Source organism: Methylotenera versatilis 7, from assembly GCF_000799165.1.
Classification (GTDB): Bacteria; Pseudomonadota; Gammaproteobacteria; order Burkholderiales; family Methylophilaceae; genus Methylotenera_A; species Methylotenera_A versatilis_A.
In genome coordinates, this window is the sequence record NZ_JUGF01000002.1 from 638,955 (window position 1) to 655,704 (window position 16,750).

The window sequence follows — 16,750 nt, forward strand, 5'->3', positions numbered from 1 at the left end:
AGAACGTGGAGTTTATATGCTAATTGAAATACCTAATGTATTAACCAAACAACAAATACAGCAATGCAGGCAGTTGATGTGTGAAGCAGAATGGGTGGATGGAAATGTAACTTCCGGCACGCTGTCTGCACTGGCCAAAAATAACATGCAGTTACCGGAAGGTTCGCCTGCGGCTAGGCAGATTGGCGATGTTATTCAAGATGCTTTGGGTTTAAATGCACTATTTATTTCAGCTGCTTTGCCGCTTAAAGTGTTTCCACCTTTATTTAACCGCTATGAGACTGGGCAAGCATTTGATACACATGTAGATAATGCAATACGCCAACTACGTGGAACGAACTTCCGCATCCGTAGTGACTTATCGGCCACATTGTTTTTCTCTGAACCGGATGAATATGAAGGTGGGGTGTTAACAATTGAAGACGTCTTTGGATCACAAGAGGTGAAGTTGGCAGCCGGCTCTATGGTGCTTTATCCATCTAGTAGTTTGCACCATGTTACGCCAGTTGTTAGCGGCACACGGATATCTTCTTTTTTCTGGATGCAAAGCATGGTGCGGGATGATGCGCATCGCACGTTATTATTTCAATTAGATAAATCTATACAAAAACTTACCATTGACAGGGGAGGCAAAGATTTTGAGGTTGTCAGCCTTACGGGGATCTATCATAACTTGCTCAGAATGTGGGCAGATAGCTAAGACTCAAAGTCGATTGATGTAATGGGTTAGCGAGCGCGAAATACATTAAGTTTCGAATTTATTTTAGAGGCCTGGCGGTCAGTGTTCAGTAAAATAGTTAGTGCTAATGCCGCACATCACTTTGGACTGGAACTTGCGATTCATCGATTTTCCGCAAGAAATCTGATGTTAAGATTAAAGTTGTAACTACAATTTTAGGATTGTATGTTTGTAAATTCACCCTGATTGGTATAAGCAAGCAGTTTAAGTAAATCAGCTCCTTTGAGTGATAGCGCAAATTCCAAAACACCACTACCAATCACCACCGTTTCATAGTCCTTTACACGATTATCCACCAGAATTTTAATGTCTTCTGGCAATGCGATTGGTGGGTCAGCTCCTACAACATATCCGGAACGTTCGCGCGCTAATTAGCCCCTTTGCTTCCAACAAGCAATATGCCTGCAAAACTGTAGAAGAACTCATGTCACGATTGGTACTCGTTTGCCTAACCGACGGAAGCTTATCACCGGGGCAAAGTACGCCCTCTTGAATTGACTGCGCTATTGAATTTTCAGGGTGTTCGTAAAGTTTCATACAAGTTTCTAATTTTGGATCTATAGATAGTTACAGGATAAGCATGTGCAAGTCATACATCGATTAAAGGAATGCGATTTATAAATACATGCAGAGCCAGCTGGCTGGTATGTTTATCTGGGCACAACTCCCAGCAGGACAGAATGCTGCTGAAATTGCCACATTAGCCTCATAAGAAAACATCATGCTGACACCAGATAACTTATTTAGACCCTATCAAGAGCCATCGCCTTGGTTGCGCTTCAATGCAGCACTCTACGATGATTAGAGAGTTTTTGATTTCCTCAAAACAGCGATTATCTCTAAATAAATCTGGCCGCACCCTTGTCTCGTTTAAGTTAAATTGTATTTTGAATATAGCCGCCTATTTATACATATTGACCATAAGAATGTTGTTAACTTGCACTATATGCGGGAATAGGTATATATTAAAAAGATACAGACCTGTCTGCTTATAATTGTTTGCCATTTAAAGGACGATTGCCAATGGATCTTTCTAATAAAAAATTGCCCCCAACACTGCTTGTCTGTATGCAAAAACGATATGCGCCTAATCCTGAATGTTGTGCAAATAACGGCAGTTTAGAAATCCTGATGGAATTACAACAAAAATCAAAACTAATGAACGTGGATATACATGTAATGAAATCTAGCTGCATGATGATGTGTGAAATTGGTCCCAACATCAGGCTTACGACGAACGGAAAGGTTTGGAATAAAGTAACCAGCCAGATGATTGAAGTTATTTTGGAGGAGTGCAAGCAAAGATAAAACTTATTGCAAATGAACAGACCTGTCTGTACAATTAATTTGTAACAAATTATTTCAATTACAAATAGGGAGAAAGACATGGAAGTATTATTGTTCGGTGCTGTTGCCTGTGTTGTTGCATTGATTTCCTCAGCTTGGCTGATGACATTCGCAAAGTGGTTTCCAATCAACGGTGTTGATGCGTTCGTCATTGACTATAAAACTTTAATCAGAGCACACGTAGACTACGCATTAATGGCGTTATTTGGGCTTGGATTTTATGGAACGGGAATTGAATTGCCGACAATCGCTTGTTGGTGTTTAGCTATTGGCGGCTTCACTAACCCCACAATATTTACTATCGCGGCATTTGACACAGAGTTTTGGTCTAAAATGAAATGGAAAGTATTTACTGCAGTTAGTTTTATGCTTACCACCATCGGTTTTCTTTGGATTGCTTACGCATTATTTGTGCATGCCATGTCACATTAAGTACAACTTTAAATCATGAATTGAGGTTGATATGTTCATCTATTCGAAATTAAAGTTCGGTCAAAATTCTATGCAACACAATATTCATGCACTACAAGATAAGATTTCAGAAATAAAAGACGTGCTCTTTGATGTTTACTTATCTTTGTTTGAGTAAAACTTAATATGTAAATGCGGCAAAAATTGATGGCATTGAAATTAACGCTAGAAGATCTTTGCCGCAAGCATGCGCGAGATGAGATTGGTTATCGCAAGTCCCAGCTTATGTATAAGCCGCACTCTTCCGCCTCAGTAAAAAGCATAGGCGCCCCAAAGTGGGCGCTGATATTCGCTGCATTTTAAAAACTGATATATGCTATAAAGTTAAAGCGAAAAGAATTAATTATGCAGTACGCAGTTTTAGTAGCTCCTCATTCCGAATGGCCTTTACCCTGATTACGTTGATTTTAAACATTTGATGACAAGTAAATTACTACAATCTATTGAACTAAAAAGCGCTATTGCTGCGAGCGGTAATAATCCTATCGATCGTATTTCGAGCTTTGCGGACATTTTGTCCAAACTAAGTGGCAATCCCGATAGGTATGAAGCATTGCGCAAATTAGCTGAGAATCTTGACTCTGAAGATGTTAACTCTTTAAGAGGTTTGATTTTTGAAGAGGTTAGAAAATTAAAATATCTCAACGCAATAGAGGTCACTGAGCAAATATTATTTTTAATCATCGGCGCACTAAAGCTGGATGCTAAACATGGATCTTTTACGGATCCTTGGTATTTAGCCAATTTAAGTATCAAGTCTTTAATTAAGAAAAACAATAAATTTAATAGTTTTAAATACACTTTTCTCAGTTTGGTTTTTTTATCAATTGGAGCATTACTTTGGTTTGCAGGTACAAAATATAACACTGACCATCGTTCAAGTAATTCACCAGCTCTACATTTCAACGAGTTAATTCCTTTGCCAGAGCCCGTTCTGAATCCCTATATTCCCAGTCATTTTTATTCATTAAAAGCGCATATGGACAAGACTACCTGTCAATTTCCGCAAGCAGCGATGCTACCTGCTGACCAAAGAGCTGCCTTTCTAAATTTTATAAATACGGGGAAGATTGCTTTAGAAGAACTGTCAAATTTACAAAAAGCACTTACGCGCGTAAACTGCGACTACACGCCATTGACATCCCGATTGATACCGGTGAATAAATAGAGAAGCAAGTGGTCACTGTAGATATGAAGTCTAAAATTCTTGGAACTGCTGCGATGTTATTCGAGTCGCGAGGAATTAATGCGTCCGGTATTGATACAATCATTGCGGAAACTGGTGTTGCAAAATCTACTTTGTATAGACATTTCCCAAGTAAAGATCTTTTGATCATTGCATTTTTAAGAAACAAGGCAGATACATTTTTTGATTGGCTAAAATCTGGACTCGTCAGTCAGGAAGCCAAGAAAAATGACAAGTTAACTCAGCTATGTGACTTGCTAGAAGAATGGATATCAACACCTGAATACAGAAGTTTACCTTTTCATATAGCGACTATCGAATTTCCCGATCCAAATCACCCTGTAAATCAATTTTCCACTGTTCTAGCCAAAGAATTACAAAGCTTCCTCTGTGTTATCGCTGAAGAAGCAAAGGTTAAGGATCCTATGTCTTTGGGGCTTCAGCTTACGATGCTCTTTGAAGGCGCCTCATTAGTAGAAAAAATGTCACCAGGCTCAGGCGCTGCATCTCGAGCTAAAAGTGCTGCATTAATTATTATCAAGGCTTCACGTCAAAAATAATTTTTTGATTAATTTTATATATTTTTAAATATATTATTAATCAATAAGTTATATCTAAATGCAACTCCTTTGTAACAAATTGTAAATAAACGCTTGCCAAACGATACAGATCTGTCCTAAACTACGTTTACTATTAATAGAGACAGACATGTCCGTCCTGTTTATGATGGCAAGGAATTTCATTTAATAGGCAAGTAATTGAAGTTCTTTGATTCAAGCTTTAAGCATCTAGCGAATTTAAAGAATTCTTTTGAACTAAATGGAGATAATCATGAAAATTAAAAAAGTTAACTTAGCTTTAGGATTGGTTGCAAGCGTAGCATTGGCCATGCCGATGGTAGCTCTTGCAGCAGCAGATCAAGAAGCGGCAATGAAAGATCCGAATAACTGGGCGCATCCACGTGGTCAGCACGACAACCAAGGCTATAGTAAACTAGCTCAGATTAATAAAGCTAACGTAAAAAATCTTAAAGCTGCCTGGACATTCTCAACCGGTGTAAACCGTGGCCATGAAGGCTCACCAGTGGTTATTGGCAACATGCTGTATGTCCACACAGCATTCCCAAACAACGTATACGCATTAGATTTAAACGATAACCAAAAAATCGTTTGGTCCTATTTCCCAAAACAAGACCCGTCAGTACAAGCAATTATGTGCTGCGATGTAGTAAACCGTGGTCTTGGTTATGGCGATGGTAAAATATTCTTACAACAAGCAGATGGCACCCTAGTTGCTCTTAATGCTAAAAGTGGTGAAAAAGTTTGGGATGTTAAAGTTTTAGATCCTAAAATTGGCGCATCAAATACAAACGCTCCACACATTGTGAAAGATAAAGTTTTAACCGGTTGTTCAGGTGCAGAGTTTGGTGTACGTTGTTATTTCAGCGCATATAACATTAAAGATGGTTCATTGGCTTGGCGTGCATACCATACAGGCCCAGATAGTGACATCTTACTAGGTGCGGATTTTAATAAAGAAAATCCTGCATATAGTGCTTTATCAGTTTATCAAGACGTAAACGGCGGTAACAAAATTGGCGGCTCGTTCAAAGCAATTCCAGCCGACCAACTAAAAGTTGGCGAAAAAGAACTAGGCGTACGCACATGGTTGAAACCACAGGCAGTTAAAGATGGCTGGCAACATGGTGGTGCTTCAATCTGGGGCTGGTGGCCATATGATGCTAAAACTAATTTAATTTATTACGGTACTGCCAACCCTTCAGTTTGGAACCCAGATGTCCGTCCAGGCGACAACAAATGGTCTATGACTATTTTTGCCCGGGACTTAGATACCGGTATGGCTAGATGGGGTTATCAAATGACGCCACATGACGAGTGGGATTACGATGGTATTAACGAAGTAATCTTGTTTGACAAAGGTGGCAAAACATACGCATGGCACCATGACCGTAACGGTTTTGCGTATACATTCGTTGCCGGTACAGGTACGTTGGTTGCTGCAGAAAAAGTACATCCATTCGTTAACTGGGCTACGCATGTGGACTTGAAAACAGGCATACCACATAAAGACGCTAAATACTCAACTCACCAAGACTACAATGCTAAAGGCATCTGCCCGGCTGCATTGGGTACTAAAGACCAACAACCAGCGGCTTACTCACCAAAAACTGGTTTGATGTATTCTCCATTGAACCACGTATGTATGACATACGAACCGGTAGAGTCTAAATACGTTGCTGGTCAACCATGGGTTGGTGCGACATTAACCATGTTTGCTGGTCCTGACGGCGTGATGGGTGGTTTTGCTGCATATGATCCAATGACCAACAAAAAAGTTTGGTACAACAAAGAGAAATTCTCTGCTTGGGGCGGCGCTTTAACGACGGCTTCAAACCTAGTGTTCTACGGCACACTAGACCGTTGGTTCAAAGCAGTTGACGCACAATCAGGTAAAGAACTTTGGAAATTCCAAGTAGGTTCTGGCGTGATTGGTAATGCATTCACATACGGCAACAAAGGCAAGCAATACGTAGGCGTGCTATCAGGTATCGGTGGCTGGGCTGGTGTGGCGATGAACCTTGGTTTGACTAATGACACAGATGCACTGGGTGCTGCTGGTGGTTATAAAGAACTAACTCAACACAACGCTGCTCCTGGAGCTGGTAATTTGAACGTATTCAGCTTGTAAATTTAAAAGCAGGATTAACAGTAATAGTTAACCTGTACACAGTTTCTTATATCAAATTTTTCTCCAAAGGGGTTTGATACTAAGGGTTCCCTCTCTTAATCGAGAGGGATTTTTTTATTTAAAATTTACAAGTTACAGTGTTTGTTTTGCTAAGGTTTGCATAAAACATTTTACTGAAGAGCGAGTGGCTGCTTTGGGCCGATAACTGATACTTCATTTAGATAATCATTGGGTAGAGCAGATAGGTCTCGATCCTGGTAACTATGGAACTCACACAATGAGAGAACTAAAGCATCACTCATTAATTCAAACCTTAAACAATAAATCTTCGATTATTTTGGCTGATTTTTTTAACTCTAAAATGCAATGTTGCCTTTGTTGTTCGGATAACCATCCTGTTAAAAATGTCGTGCCGATTGCGGCTATTGGATAATCTGATGCATCTACAATTGCGACGCCAATGCCACTCGTTGTCCTATCAAGGATGATGTTGTCATAAGTTCCAAAACCATTTTTCAACGCAGCTTTAACGCTTTCCCTAAAGCCGGTTTCATCAAATCCCTCTATACGATGGTATCTGGGTAAATTGGCTTCGATGATTTCATAGACTTCTGTTGCGGGCATGCGAGCCATAATACCTAAACAGCTTTGTGACATACCAAATGGCCCGCGTAAACCTACACCTCCCGTGCCAATTTGAATTTGAGATTTACTTTCATATTTGCCTATACATACCATGTCCAAGCCAATTCTTACAGTTAAATAAACCACTTGATTCAATTTCTCGGCCAGTAAACCTAGCTCCGTTTCCGCGGTACGCTCTAATGGGTTGCGTGCAATGGCAGAATAGCCTAGTGCCGCAAGGCCTGGCCCTAGGTTAAATCGGTTACTTTGCTGATCTTTCACCACCCAACCAAGCTCAATCAGCGCATCTAATGATCTAACAACGGTAGTGCGAGGTAAGGATTCCCGCGTGATCAGTTCCGTCAATAAACTTCCTTTTCTAGAGCCTCTAGCTATTGCGCTCAGGATAATAGCGGCACGAGGCAGGCTGCCAGCTTTATCGCTCGAAAGTACTTTAAGTTTAGACTTGGTCACAATAGTTTCCCGCTAAGAATATTAACCGATTATCGGTCATTTATTTTCCCCCTTAAATTGACTATATTTATTCATTTTAATAACATATTTAAGCATTGTCTAAATGATTATTAAAAGTAAATGACTGAATAGTAGATATAGAAATTATAAAAGGAAATGTAATGCCGAATATCTCTCATCATCACATTGTCAGAGCCTGGTTTCTGATTAACTTGTTTGTTTGCCTTTATCCGCCTTTGTACTGGACTGTAGGTAAGAGTCAGGCTTTTGTACTGGGATTGCCAGCGTCATTTATATATTTCATGTCTATCAGTATCTCCGTTACATTAAGTATTCTGTATGCCTATTGGGAAGAGTCAAACAGTGAGGAGTTGCAATAATGCTCATCACATTCGCAATCATGCTGGTATTTTTTGCGGGCTTAATCGTTATCCTGCAGCGCATTAAGGTTGACGATAAGTCTTTCACCAATTACGCGGTGGGAGATAGATCCTTCGGGGCTCGCTATCAGGCAATGTCGTTTCTTAATACCTGGTATCCAGGCGCTATGTTTACCGCATTTGGTGGCATGGCAGCGGCAAGTGGCATCATCTCTTTTTATGTACTGACGTATAGCTTACTGACAGTGATACTGATGTATTTAATGGCAAAACCAGTATGGACGTGGGGCAAAGTATTTGACCTGAAAACGCAGCCGGACCTTTTTGCTTTAAGGTACAACTCCACACACATCAGAACGATTACCGCGATTATTGGCATCATTTCCGGCATCCCTTGGCTGGTCTTAGGTATGCAAGCGCTTGGGGAAATGTTTCGTTACATCTCACTGGGAAATATGACCTTTACACAAGCGGTGGTTTTCGGTGTGATTGTGATTGCAATCAGACAGATATGGACAGTGCGCATTGGGATGAAAGGCGTTGTGATATCCGATTTTTATCAAGGTATCGTGGCTTATATATTAGGCACGGCAATGCTGATAGGTCTAATAGTTTGGCTTGTCGTGGTCAAAGATATTTCATTTGCCACTCTTGAACCTGCCAAGCTTTCGATACCTGGTCCGGATTCTAAAGAAGGCTCTCTATACTTATTTAGCTTGGTATTAACTGGTGCCTTAGGCGGTTGGTGCTGGCCTTATATTTTTGTAAGACTTTTCACTTCCAATGGCGTTAAAAGTCTCAAAAAATCTGCTGCTTTGGCTGTGCCTTTATCTCTTATCTTCTGTGCATCACTGCTGATTTTTGGCATGCTTTCAGGCGCATTGGCATCCGTAAATCAAAACCCAAACGATGTCTGGTTCATTGTTTCGCAAGAAGCTGGTGGGTTGGTTTTACTAGGTCTTGCAGGTGTTGTACTTTTGGCCGCTACAATGGGGCATATCGATGGCAACATTCAGGCGACTGGTTCGCAAATTGCAAATGACCTGATTGGCAATTATTTCAAATTAAATACGAAGCAACTCATCATTTTCTCTAAATTTGGCATGTTATTGCTGACAATACTGGCATCTTGGTTGTCGTGTCTGGAGCTTCCGTCTTTATTTACACTAGGCGTGCTTGCCTATCAGGGCATCATTCAATTAGCGATACCGCAGTTTCTGGGTATATTTTGGAAGCGCGGTAATAAATATGGTGCTATTGCTAGCATGTCGATTGGTTTTATCGTTGCTGTTATTTTAGAGCTTGTTTATCACGGAAACTTGCCTTGGGCTTATGGGCTAACGTCAGGCGCAGTAGCATTGGTTGTTAATGTGTTTGTTTATGTTGCACTTGCGTTTCTGATCCCACAGAGTAATAAAGAGAAGCAGCGGGTCAATGAATTGTTTGCAATGGTTGCAGAAAAAAAGCCAAGCCAATATGCAGATGGACTTCTTTATGAAAAATAGCAAATTTTACTTACCTGAGCATCGCGCCATACAGGATAAATTCGGGACTGGGGCGCTTGCGGATAAGCAAGAAGAACTGATTGTTCATGATGTTTTTACCAATGCAGAAATTGAGTTTATTTCAACTCGGGATATGTTCTTTTTATCTACTTTGAACTCAAGAGGAGAGCCCACGGTTTCGTATAAAGGCGGCCCTGTAGGTTTTATAAAAGTAATAGATAATGAGCTTATTTTTTCTAACTATGACGGAAATGGAATGTTTCTTTCCGTCGGTAACTTAGTAAAAAATGGGAAGGTTGGATTGTTATTTATCGACTTTGAAACACCCCGCAGATTGCGCGTTCAAGGGGTCGCCCTGATTGATGAGCAGCCAGATTTGCAAATATTCCCAGAAGCAGAATTTCTAATTAGAATAAAACCAACAGACATTTGGGTTAACTGCCCTAGATATATACATACTTATAAGAAAGTATCGCAATCCCCTTATACACCGGGCAGAAATAGCACTCCACGATTAGCTCAGTGGAAAAGATTAGATTCGGTTTACGAATGCCTGCTTCCAATTGATAAAAAAGCCGTTGAAAATAGTGGTCAGATTACCTTAGATCAATACAATTTAATGATTAGTAAGAATGAGGGGTAATTAACACGTTTAGTGCCAGCTTTGGGCCGTTTATTGTCTATTTACTGAATTGGTATAGCTCGGCCCATAGCTGACGCTCATCACCGCATATTCCCATTAAGATCCGCTTCGACTAAAATCCAATTAGCTGTTGTTTTGTCTCTATATTGACTCTCACATCGACGAGCATTGCAGGTGTGTAATATGCAATGCTGAATATCTGGAATAAAAGCCCTGCTATGAGGGCTTTTCAACCTGTATAATACTGCCTATTTATTGACTGCAGATTTAAGTGATGCACCAACTGAAAAGCTAACGCGGTTACTTGCAGCAATTTTCAATGTTTCACCATTTGCAGGATTACGGCCATCGTAAGCGGGTTTATGCGTTACTTTGAATTTACCGAAGCCTATGATGTTCAAATCATTGCCTTTTGCTAATGTATCAGTGATAGCAGCCAACACATCATTCAAAGCTTCTTGCGCTTCTTTCTTGCTTCGGCCATTAGTAGCCAATAATTCAACTAATTCTGTTTTGCCGACAATTACTTTCTTTTCTGCTGCAGCCATCTGTATTTCCTCTACTTGGTAGTTGGTTTTATGAAACCCTATTAAAGGGAGTGGTACGACAATAAAGCACAAGTTTATTCAGGTCAAACAGAAAACTGCAAAAGATGGCGTATTTACTGACTTTGCGTGTTTATTTACATATTTAAGGAGCAATACCCGTGACCAACGCACAACGCAGAGCGCTTGCCCGCATGGCTGAAATGAATTCAGCAAGTAACGGCAACACGCATGCACCAACCCTCAGTAGCGCGTTCAGTCCACATGCGTCAGGTGCATATTACCTTATAGCAGTAGAGACTGTCGGCAAGATCATCAATCTATTAGCCAATGAAATCGAACCGCCCGTTTTTACCTATGCCATTACAACCATTCATTTTGAACAAGATCTTGATACCGGAAAATGGTTCTGGTTTGATGGTAAGGAAAAGCTATCCCCTCGCAAAAACCAGAATAACTGGCGCCTGGGTAGCAAGATACTATATGACACACGCGAAGCCGCAGAAGCTGAACTTCAGCGTGTAATGGCAAAAAACGGTGATCGCGTTACCAAGGTACATGACTTGCCAGACGATGTGACTCAATTGAAGAAGATTCGTAGTGCCCACCATCCAGACCGCAATAACCCCGACTCTGACCATGATCTCTATCAGGCGGTTATTGAGAAAATTGACCGAATGCGTTTGACCAGTGTTTAAGGCAAACTATGAATGTCTAATATGGGCCTAGACATTCCTACTCTTTAATTAAAAGATATCCGTAATTAAACAGCCTAATGAAAACAAAAAAGGAGCGTGAAGCTCCTTTTTATTAACCGCACTTACTCTCCCCGCAATTCAAGCAAGTCAAACAACCATCCATAATGATGCTGGCTTTAGTCTGGCACTTATTGCAAAGTTGCGCACCTTTTGGAAAGCCTTCGGTGTTCATTTCTTCGCCAGATTTCGCATGCTTTTCTAAGTATTCTGCTTTTTTCTCATTGACCAATTTTTGTTGATGTTGATCTAAACCTGGCTTTTTAAGCATGCCGATTTCTTGCAGATGTTGCTCTACTACTTCGCCAATCTCTGCCACCAAGCTTGGTACAAATTTGCCACCTTTTTTAAAGTAGCCGCCACTTGGTTCAAATACGCTTTTCAGTTCTTCTACCAAGAAAGTGATATCGCCCCCTTTGCGGAACACGGCAGACATCACGCGAGTAAGGGCGACAATCCATTGAAAGTGATCCATGTTTTTAGAGTTGATGAAAATCTCGAACGGGCGGCGGTGCTCTTGTGACGTGCCTTCGTTCATCACCACATCGTTAATAGTGATATAAAGAGCATGCTCCGTAACTGGCGTTTTTACTTTATAAGTGCTGCCGGTGATTTTTTCTGGGCGGTCTAGCGGCTCGCCCAGTTGTACGATTTTCGCATTCGCTTCTTTAAGCTCTGCGGTTTTTGTTTTGTCTTCTTCACTCACTAGCGCATAGCCAGTGATTTTTTTCTCGATTTTAACTGCCAATTTGTTCTCCTTGCGGGCTAATGCCCTCACAATTTTTTCATTTTAATTTAGATGATTTAAAACTTCGCGCGTGCAGTGAAGACTAGGCGCGTTTGAATTTTTAACCGGAATGTACAAGCAGTACATGAGGATTGAAAATTCAAACGCAACAACGTATTCACAAACTAAGCAGTTTTAAATATCTAAATTTAGAATTTACCGTAATAGCCTTCTTTTAATGCATCATATAAATTCGCGGCACTATGAATCTCGCCATCGTATTCAATCTCTTCATTACCTTTTACTTCTAACTCAGTGCCGTCTTCCAGCGTGAATTTGTAAGTGGTATTTTCCAGATCTTTTTCAGTAACCAGCACACCTTGGAATGCTTCTGGGTTAAATCTGAAAGTGGTACAACCTTTTAAGCCTTTATCGTAAGCGTAAAGATAGATGCTTTTGAAATCTTCAAAATCATAGTCAGTTGGCACGTTGATGGTTTTTGAGATAGAGCTATCAATCCATTTTTGTGACGCGGCTTGAATATCCACATGCGCTTTCGCCATGATGGTAGAAGAGTCCAGGAAATAATCTGGTAACTTTTCATCTTCTTTATCGCTGAATGGCATCGCTTTCGGGTTGATTAACTCGCGATAGGCCAATAATTCATAAGAGAATACATCGACTTTCTCTTTAGATTTTTTACCTTCACGAATCACGTTGCGTGCATAGTGATGCGCAAAAGATGGCTCGATACCGTTACTGGCGTTATTGGCCAGTGAAAGCGAAATCGTACCAGTTGGCGCGATTGAGCTATGGTGCGTGAAACGCACACCTTTAGTAGCGATTTGGTTACGCAAGCCTTCTGGGAACTGCTGCATGTAGCGGCTGTATTTGCCCAATAACACTTTTCCAGCCACTTTACTGCCCACTTTTATGCCGTCTGCCGCCATTTCCGGGCGCTTCGCTAGCATATCTGCAGTGACTTCGAATTTTTCTTCCATAATAGGCGCAGCGCCTTTTTCATCCGCTAATTGCACGCCAATTTCCCAGCCTACTTCTGCCATTACGCGGGTGACTTCTTCAGTGAACTTGATTGACTCTTCCTCACCGTATTTCATTTTCATCATGGTGAGTGATGAACCCAACCCCAAATAACCCATGCCGTGACGGCGTTTACGTGCAATCTCGTCGCGTTGTTGTTGCAATGGTAAGCCATTGATTTCAACCACGTTATCCAGCATACGTGTGAAAATCGCTACCACATCGCGGTATTCTGCCCAGTCAAAATAAGCTTCATCCGTAAATGGTTTTTTCACGAATTTAGTCAGGTTAACTGAACCTAATAAACACGCGCCATAAGGTGGTAATGGTTGCTCACCGCATGGATTGGTCGCACGGATGTTTTCGCAGAACCAGTTGTTGTTCATTTCGTTCACACGGTCAATCAGGATAAAACCTGGCTCAGCAAAATCATAGGTGCTGGACATGATTACATCCCACAAGCGGCGTGCCTTGATAGTTTTGTATACGCGGCAAGCGACTTTACCTGCGTCTAAACCATGGTCTTGCGTTAAGTATTTACCTTTAACGGGCCACTCGCGCCACACCACATGCGTTTCATCGTTTACATTCAAGCCGTCAATAATCGCTTCTTTTTCCGTCACCGGGAAAGCAAGCTTCCACTCAGCATCCGCTTTTACCGCTTCCATGAACTCTTTTGTAATTAAGCAGCTCAAGTTAAATTGGCGTAAACGACCATTTTCGCGTTTCGCTTTAATGAAATCAGTCACATCAGGGTGTGAAATATCAAACGTTGCCATTTGCGCACCACGGCGCCCACCAGCGCTAGATACGGTGAAACACATCTTGTCGTAGATATCCATGAAAGATAATGGGCCGCTGGTGTAAGCGCCTGCGCCCGCTACGAATGCGCCTTTTGGACGCAGTGTTGAGAACTCGTAACCGATACCGCAACCCGCTTTCAGCGTTAAACCCGCTTCATGCACTTTGCCTAGAATATTGTCCATACTGTCTTCTACCACGCCAGACACCGTACAATTGATGGTTGAAGTAGCTGGTTTATGCTCTAGTGCGCCAGCGTTAGAAGTAATTCGTCCAGCGGGAATCGCACCACGGCGCAATGCCCATAGAAATTTTTCATGCCATTCATGACGTTTATCATCCGTTGTTTCTACATCGGCCAACGCGCGCGCAACGCGTGAGTATGAATCATCCATGTTTTGATCAACATGGTCGCCATTTTTGGCTTTTAATCGATATTTTTTATCCCAAATATCTAACGAAACCGATTGAATAGGGATTTCCTTTGCGGTCTCGATTTGCATATTTTCGTCTATTTTTTTTGCTGCTTCTACTGCCTTTAACATGGCGTACTCCCCAAATTTATCTCTAACCCAGTGTCTAACTTATAGCGCTTTAACCTGAATGAATGCTAACTATGTGATTTTTATTAAGAATCACATAGTTTTTGTGTAAAAAATGTGCCTTAACACAACATATTGTGTCTTGAGTAGAAATTTAGGCCTTTATTTTGTGTACGTCAATACTAATTTTACTGTTAATTTCGCACCGTTTTGGTGTGCATTTATACAGATACAAGGCCAGTATTTGCATTGAGTTAAGGTGAGTAATTACTCACACCACATTAAATTTAAAAAAATAAATTTCTCGCTTAAATAAACGGTTTGTGTATTGCGCGCTTGCGTATTAAACAATGGTCGTTAAAGTAACAGCGCTAGTTTTTCAACAGTGCTTTATGCGAAAATGCGCCATGAGCCGTTTTTTATATTCCACATTACTTTACTTAGTGCTGCCATTTGTACCGCTTAAATTATGGTGGCGCGGCATTAAGCAGCCGGCTTATCGCCAGCATTGGCAAGAACGTTTTGGCTTCTACCAATTTAAGAGCATTAAACCTGTTATTTGGTTGCATTGTGTTTCAGTGGGCGAAACACGCGCCGCGGAACCATTAATAAAAGCGTTGTTGCTTACATATCCTAATCACCAGATTTTACTTTCACACACAACACCTACAGGGCGTGACACCAGCGAGCAATTATTTGCTGACAGCGTTCAGCGCGTTTATCTGCCTTACGATTTGCCGTTTGCAGTGAGCCGTTTTTTGAAGCATTTCCAGCCCAAAATCGGTTTATTAATGGAAACCGAGCTTTGGTTTAATTTAATCGCCGCGTGCAAAAAACGTGATATTCCATTGCTGTTATTAAACGCACGTCTTTCAGAGAAATCCGCTAAAGGTTATGCAAAATTAGGCCGCTTAGTAACGAATGGCCTGCAAAGCTTAAACGCAGTCGCTGCGCAAACTACGGATGATGCAACACGCCTACAAATGTTAGGCGCGTTAAATGTGACGGTTTCTGGCAACTTAAAGTTTGATGTCAAACCGCCAGCCGATGCTGTAGAAAAAGGGTTAAAACTGCGCCATTTATTTATTGCTAATAATGAGCGCATCATTTTTTTAGCTGCCAGCACGCGCGAAGGTGAGGAAGCCTTAATACTAGAAGCGGCCAAAGATTTAAATCTGCTCACCATCATCGTGCCGCGCCATCCACAACGTTTTGATGAAGTGGAAACATTAATCAAACACGCTGGCTTTAGCTACCAGCGGCGCAGTGAGTTAACAGCGCCAATCAATGAAAATGTACAAGTCATTTTAGGCGACAGCATGGGCGAGCTTTTTAGTTACTACGCCGCCTGCGACTTCACTTTTGTTGGCGGTAGCCTACTTAAATTTGGTGGGCAGAATTTGATTGAGGCGGCTAGCATGGGCAAGCCTATCTTAATCGGAAAATATACCCATAATTTTGCTGAAGCCAGCAGAAATGCGGTGCGGGCAGGGGCTGCGATACAAGTAAAAAATGTAGAGTATTTGCGGGACAGGCTTCAATACTTGCAAAACCATGCGGAAAAACGCGAAAAAATGCAACAAGCGAGTTTACGTTTTAGCCAAGCGTCAACTGGCACAACGGCCAGAGTAATGCAGCTGATTGCAACGTATTTAAAGGCTTCATAGAAATAAATCTACTGTTGTGATTAATCAATAATCTTAAAGTAGTTAGCGAATCAGTTTAGAAACTTCTTTAAACGCAGGGTGATTCGCGTTACCCAACCACTCAAACAAGACAGATTCCGTATTAGTAATAACGCAGCCGGCCTCACGCAGGCGCTTAATTGCATTAGCCTTATTTGCTGAGCTACGCGAAATAATCGCGTCTTCTACCACAAACACCTGCTTACCCATTTGTTGAAGCGACAACGCTGTTTGTAAAACACAAATATGCGCTTCCATACCCGCCAAAACTATTTGCGATTGATCGCGGTGCAATTGCTGCTTAAATCTGGGTTCACCGCTTGCCGAAAAAGTAGTCTTTACGACTGGTTTTATATGGGTTGAATGTTGCTGGATTTCAGGCAATGTTGATCCTAAACCCTGTGGATACTGCTCTGTAACGATGAGTGGCACAGACAGCAAATGCGCAGCTTGTGCCAATATGCTGCAATTTTTAATCGTTAATTGCATTGACTCAAGCGCCATCACACTCGCCAATTTGACTTGCATATCCACAATAACCAGCTGACTTAATGCCTGTTGTGCGAGTTGGCTCAT

18 protein-coding genes are annotated in these 16,750 nt (G+C 41.3%); 11 read left to right on the plus strand and 7 right to left on the minus strand.

All coding sequences use genetic code 11. From position 1 onward, the window contains the following. Window positions 1-16 precede the first annotated feature (16 nt). Window positions 17-700 carry a Fe2+-dependent dioxygenase gene (locus K370_RS07055; protein ID WP_047540205.1) on the plus strand — a complete coding sequence of 228 codons (684 nt, stop codon included), beginning with the start codon at window positions 17-19 and terminating at the stop codon, window positions 698-700. Window positions 701-894: 194 nt separating this feature from the next. On the opposite strand, the gene K370_RS12160 is transcribed toward K370_RS07055, so the two are convergent. Together K370_RS12160 and K370_RS12280 are read right to left on the minus strand one after the other, a co-directional pair. After that, complete coding sequence (locus K370_RS12160; protein ID WP_235272711.1) at window positions 895-1,059, minus strand: YbaK/EbsC family protein; 165 nt, start codon at window positions 1,057-1,059, stop codon at window positions 895-897. A 13-nt stretch (window positions 1,060-1,072) separates the two neighbouring features. Then, window positions 1,073-1,276, minus strand: coding sequence for a GntR family transcriptional regulator (locus tag K370_RS12280; protein ID WP_235272712.1), 204 nt, complete (start codon window positions 1,274-1,276; stop codon window positions 1,073-1,075). Window positions 1,277-1,762: 486 nt separating this feature from the next. On the opposite strand from K370_RS12280, the gene K370_RS07065 reads away from it, so the two are divergent. From K370_RS07065 to K370_RS07085, 5 genes are all read left to right on the plus strand, one after another. Beyond that, window positions 1,763-2,047 (plus strand): (2Fe-2S) ferredoxin domain-containing protein, encoded by a 285-nt coding sequence (locus K370_RS07065; RefSeq protein WP_047540207.1) that lies wholly within the window; start codon window positions 1,763-1,765, stop codon window positions 2,045-2,047. A 78-nt stretch (window positions 2,048-2,125) separates the two neighbouring features. Then, window positions 2,126-2,518, plus strand: a complete 393-nt coding sequence (locus K370_RS07070) for a hypothetical protein (protein ID WP_047540210.1) — start codon at window positions 2,126-2,128, stop codon at window positions 2,516-2,518. 457 nt (window positions 2,519-2,975) lie between these two features. Continuing rightward, on the plus strand, window positions 2,976-3,725 hold the full coding sequence (locus K370_RS07075) for a hypothetical protein (RefSeq protein WP_047540213.1): 750 nt from the start codon (window positions 2,976-2,978) through the stop codon (window positions 3,723-3,725). Window positions 3,726-3,733: 8 nt separating this feature from the next. Beyond that, the gene (locus K370_RS07080; RefSeq protein WP_327036977.1) at window positions 3,734-4,303 is read left to right on the plus strand and encodes a TetR/AcrR family transcriptional regulator; all 570 of its coding nucleotides are present in this window, start codon (window positions 3,734-3,736) and stop codon (window positions 4,301-4,303) included. Window positions 4,304-4,574: 271 nt separating this feature from the next. Then, window positions 4,575-6,452 carry a methanol/ethanol family PQQ-dependent dehydrogenase gene (locus K370_RS07085; protein WP_047540217.1) on the plus strand — a complete coding sequence of 626 codons (1,878 nt, stop codon included), beginning with the start codon at window positions 4,575-4,577 and terminating at the stop codon, window positions 6,450-6,452. A gap of 306 nt (window positions 6,453-6,758) precedes the next feature. Here K370_RS07085 and K370_RS07090 read toward each other — a convergent pair whose 3' ends face one another. Beyond that, complete coding sequence (locus K370_RS07090; protein WP_047540220.1) at window positions 6,759-7,550, minus strand: IclR family transcriptional regulator; 792 nt, start codon at window positions 7,548-7,550, stop codon at window positions 6,759-6,761. 161 nt (window positions 7,551-7,711) lie between these two features. Between K370_RS07090 and K370_RS12110 the strand changes: the two genes are divergently transcribed. Genes K370_RS12110 through K370_RS07100 form a run of 3 tightly spaced genes read left to right on the plus strand, consistent with a single transcriptional unit; the run spans window position 7,712 to window position 10,078 of the window. Next, window positions 7,712-7,930, plus strand: a complete 219-nt coding sequence (locus tag K370_RS12110) for a hypothetical protein (protein ID WP_081977180.1) — start codon at window positions 7,712-7,714, stop codon at window positions 7,928-7,930. Then, window positions 7,930-9,435, plus strand: coding sequence for a sodium:solute symporter family protein (locus K370_RS07095; RefSeq protein WP_235272713.1), 1,506 nt, complete (start codon window positions 7,930-7,932; stop codon window positions 9,433-9,435). The genes K370_RS12110 and K370_RS07095 overlap by 1 nt, the downstream gene beginning before the upstream one ends. After that, a complete protein-coding gene (locus tag K370_RS07100) occupies window positions 9,425-10,078 on the plus strand; it encodes a pyridoxamine 5'-phosphate oxidase family protein (RefSeq protein ID WP_047541764.1) in 654 nt (217 codons plus the stop codon). Before K370_RS07095 ends, K370_RS07100 begins: the two co-directional genes overlap by 11 nt. A gap of 248 nt (window positions 10,079-10,326) precedes the next feature. On the opposite strand, the gene K370_RS07105 is transcribed toward K370_RS07100, so the two are convergent. After that, on the minus strand, window positions 10,327-10,626 hold the full coding sequence (locus K370_RS07105; protein ID WP_047540225.1) for an HU family DNA-binding protein: 300 nt from the start codon (window positions 10,624-10,626) through the stop codon (window positions 10,327-10,329). A gap of 158 nt (window positions 10,627-10,784) precedes the next feature. Here K370_RS07105 and K370_RS07110 point away from each other — a divergent pair, with 158 nt between their 5' ends. Beyond that, window positions 10,785-11,321, plus strand: a complete 537-nt coding sequence (locus K370_RS07110; protein WP_047540230.1) for a hypothetical protein — start codon at window positions 10,785-10,787, stop codon at window positions 11,319-11,321. Between the two features lie 112 nt (window positions 11,322-11,433). Here the strand turns inward: K370_RS07110 and K370_RS07115 are convergent, their stop codons facing one another. Both K370_RS07115 and K370_RS07120 read right to left on the minus strand, forming a co-directional pair. After that, window positions 11,434-12,126 carry an NrdJb gene (locus tag K370_RS07115; protein WP_047541767.1) on the minus strand — a complete coding sequence of 231 codons (693 nt, stop codon included), beginning with the start codon at window positions 12,124-12,126 and terminating at the stop codon, window positions 11,434-11,436. Window positions 12,127-12,314: 188 nt separating this feature from the next. Continuing rightward, the gene (locus K370_RS07120; protein WP_047540231.1) at window positions 12,315-14,492 is read right to left on the minus strand and encodes an adenosylcobalamin-dependent ribonucleoside-diphosphate reductase; all 2,178 of its coding nucleotides are present in this window, start codon (window positions 14,490-14,492) and stop codon (window positions 12,315-12,317) included. 404 nt (window positions 14,493-14,896) lie between these two features. On the opposite strand from K370_RS07120, the gene waaA reads away from it, so the two are divergent. Continuing rightward, window positions 14,897-16,156, plus strand: a complete 1,260-nt coding sequence (waaA, locus tag K370_RS07125) for a lipid IV(A) 3-deoxy-D-manno-octulosonic acid transferase (protein ID WP_047540233.1) — start codon at window positions 14,897-14,899, stop codon at window positions 16,154-16,156. Between the two features lie 42 nt (window positions 16,157-16,198). Here the strand turns inward: waaA and K370_RS07130 are convergent, their stop codons facing one another. Next, window positions 16,199-16,750, minus strand: a complete 552-nt coding sequence (locus K370_RS07130) for an isochorismatase family protein (RefSeq protein WP_047540236.1) — start codon at window positions 16,748-16,750, stop codon at window positions 16,199-16,201.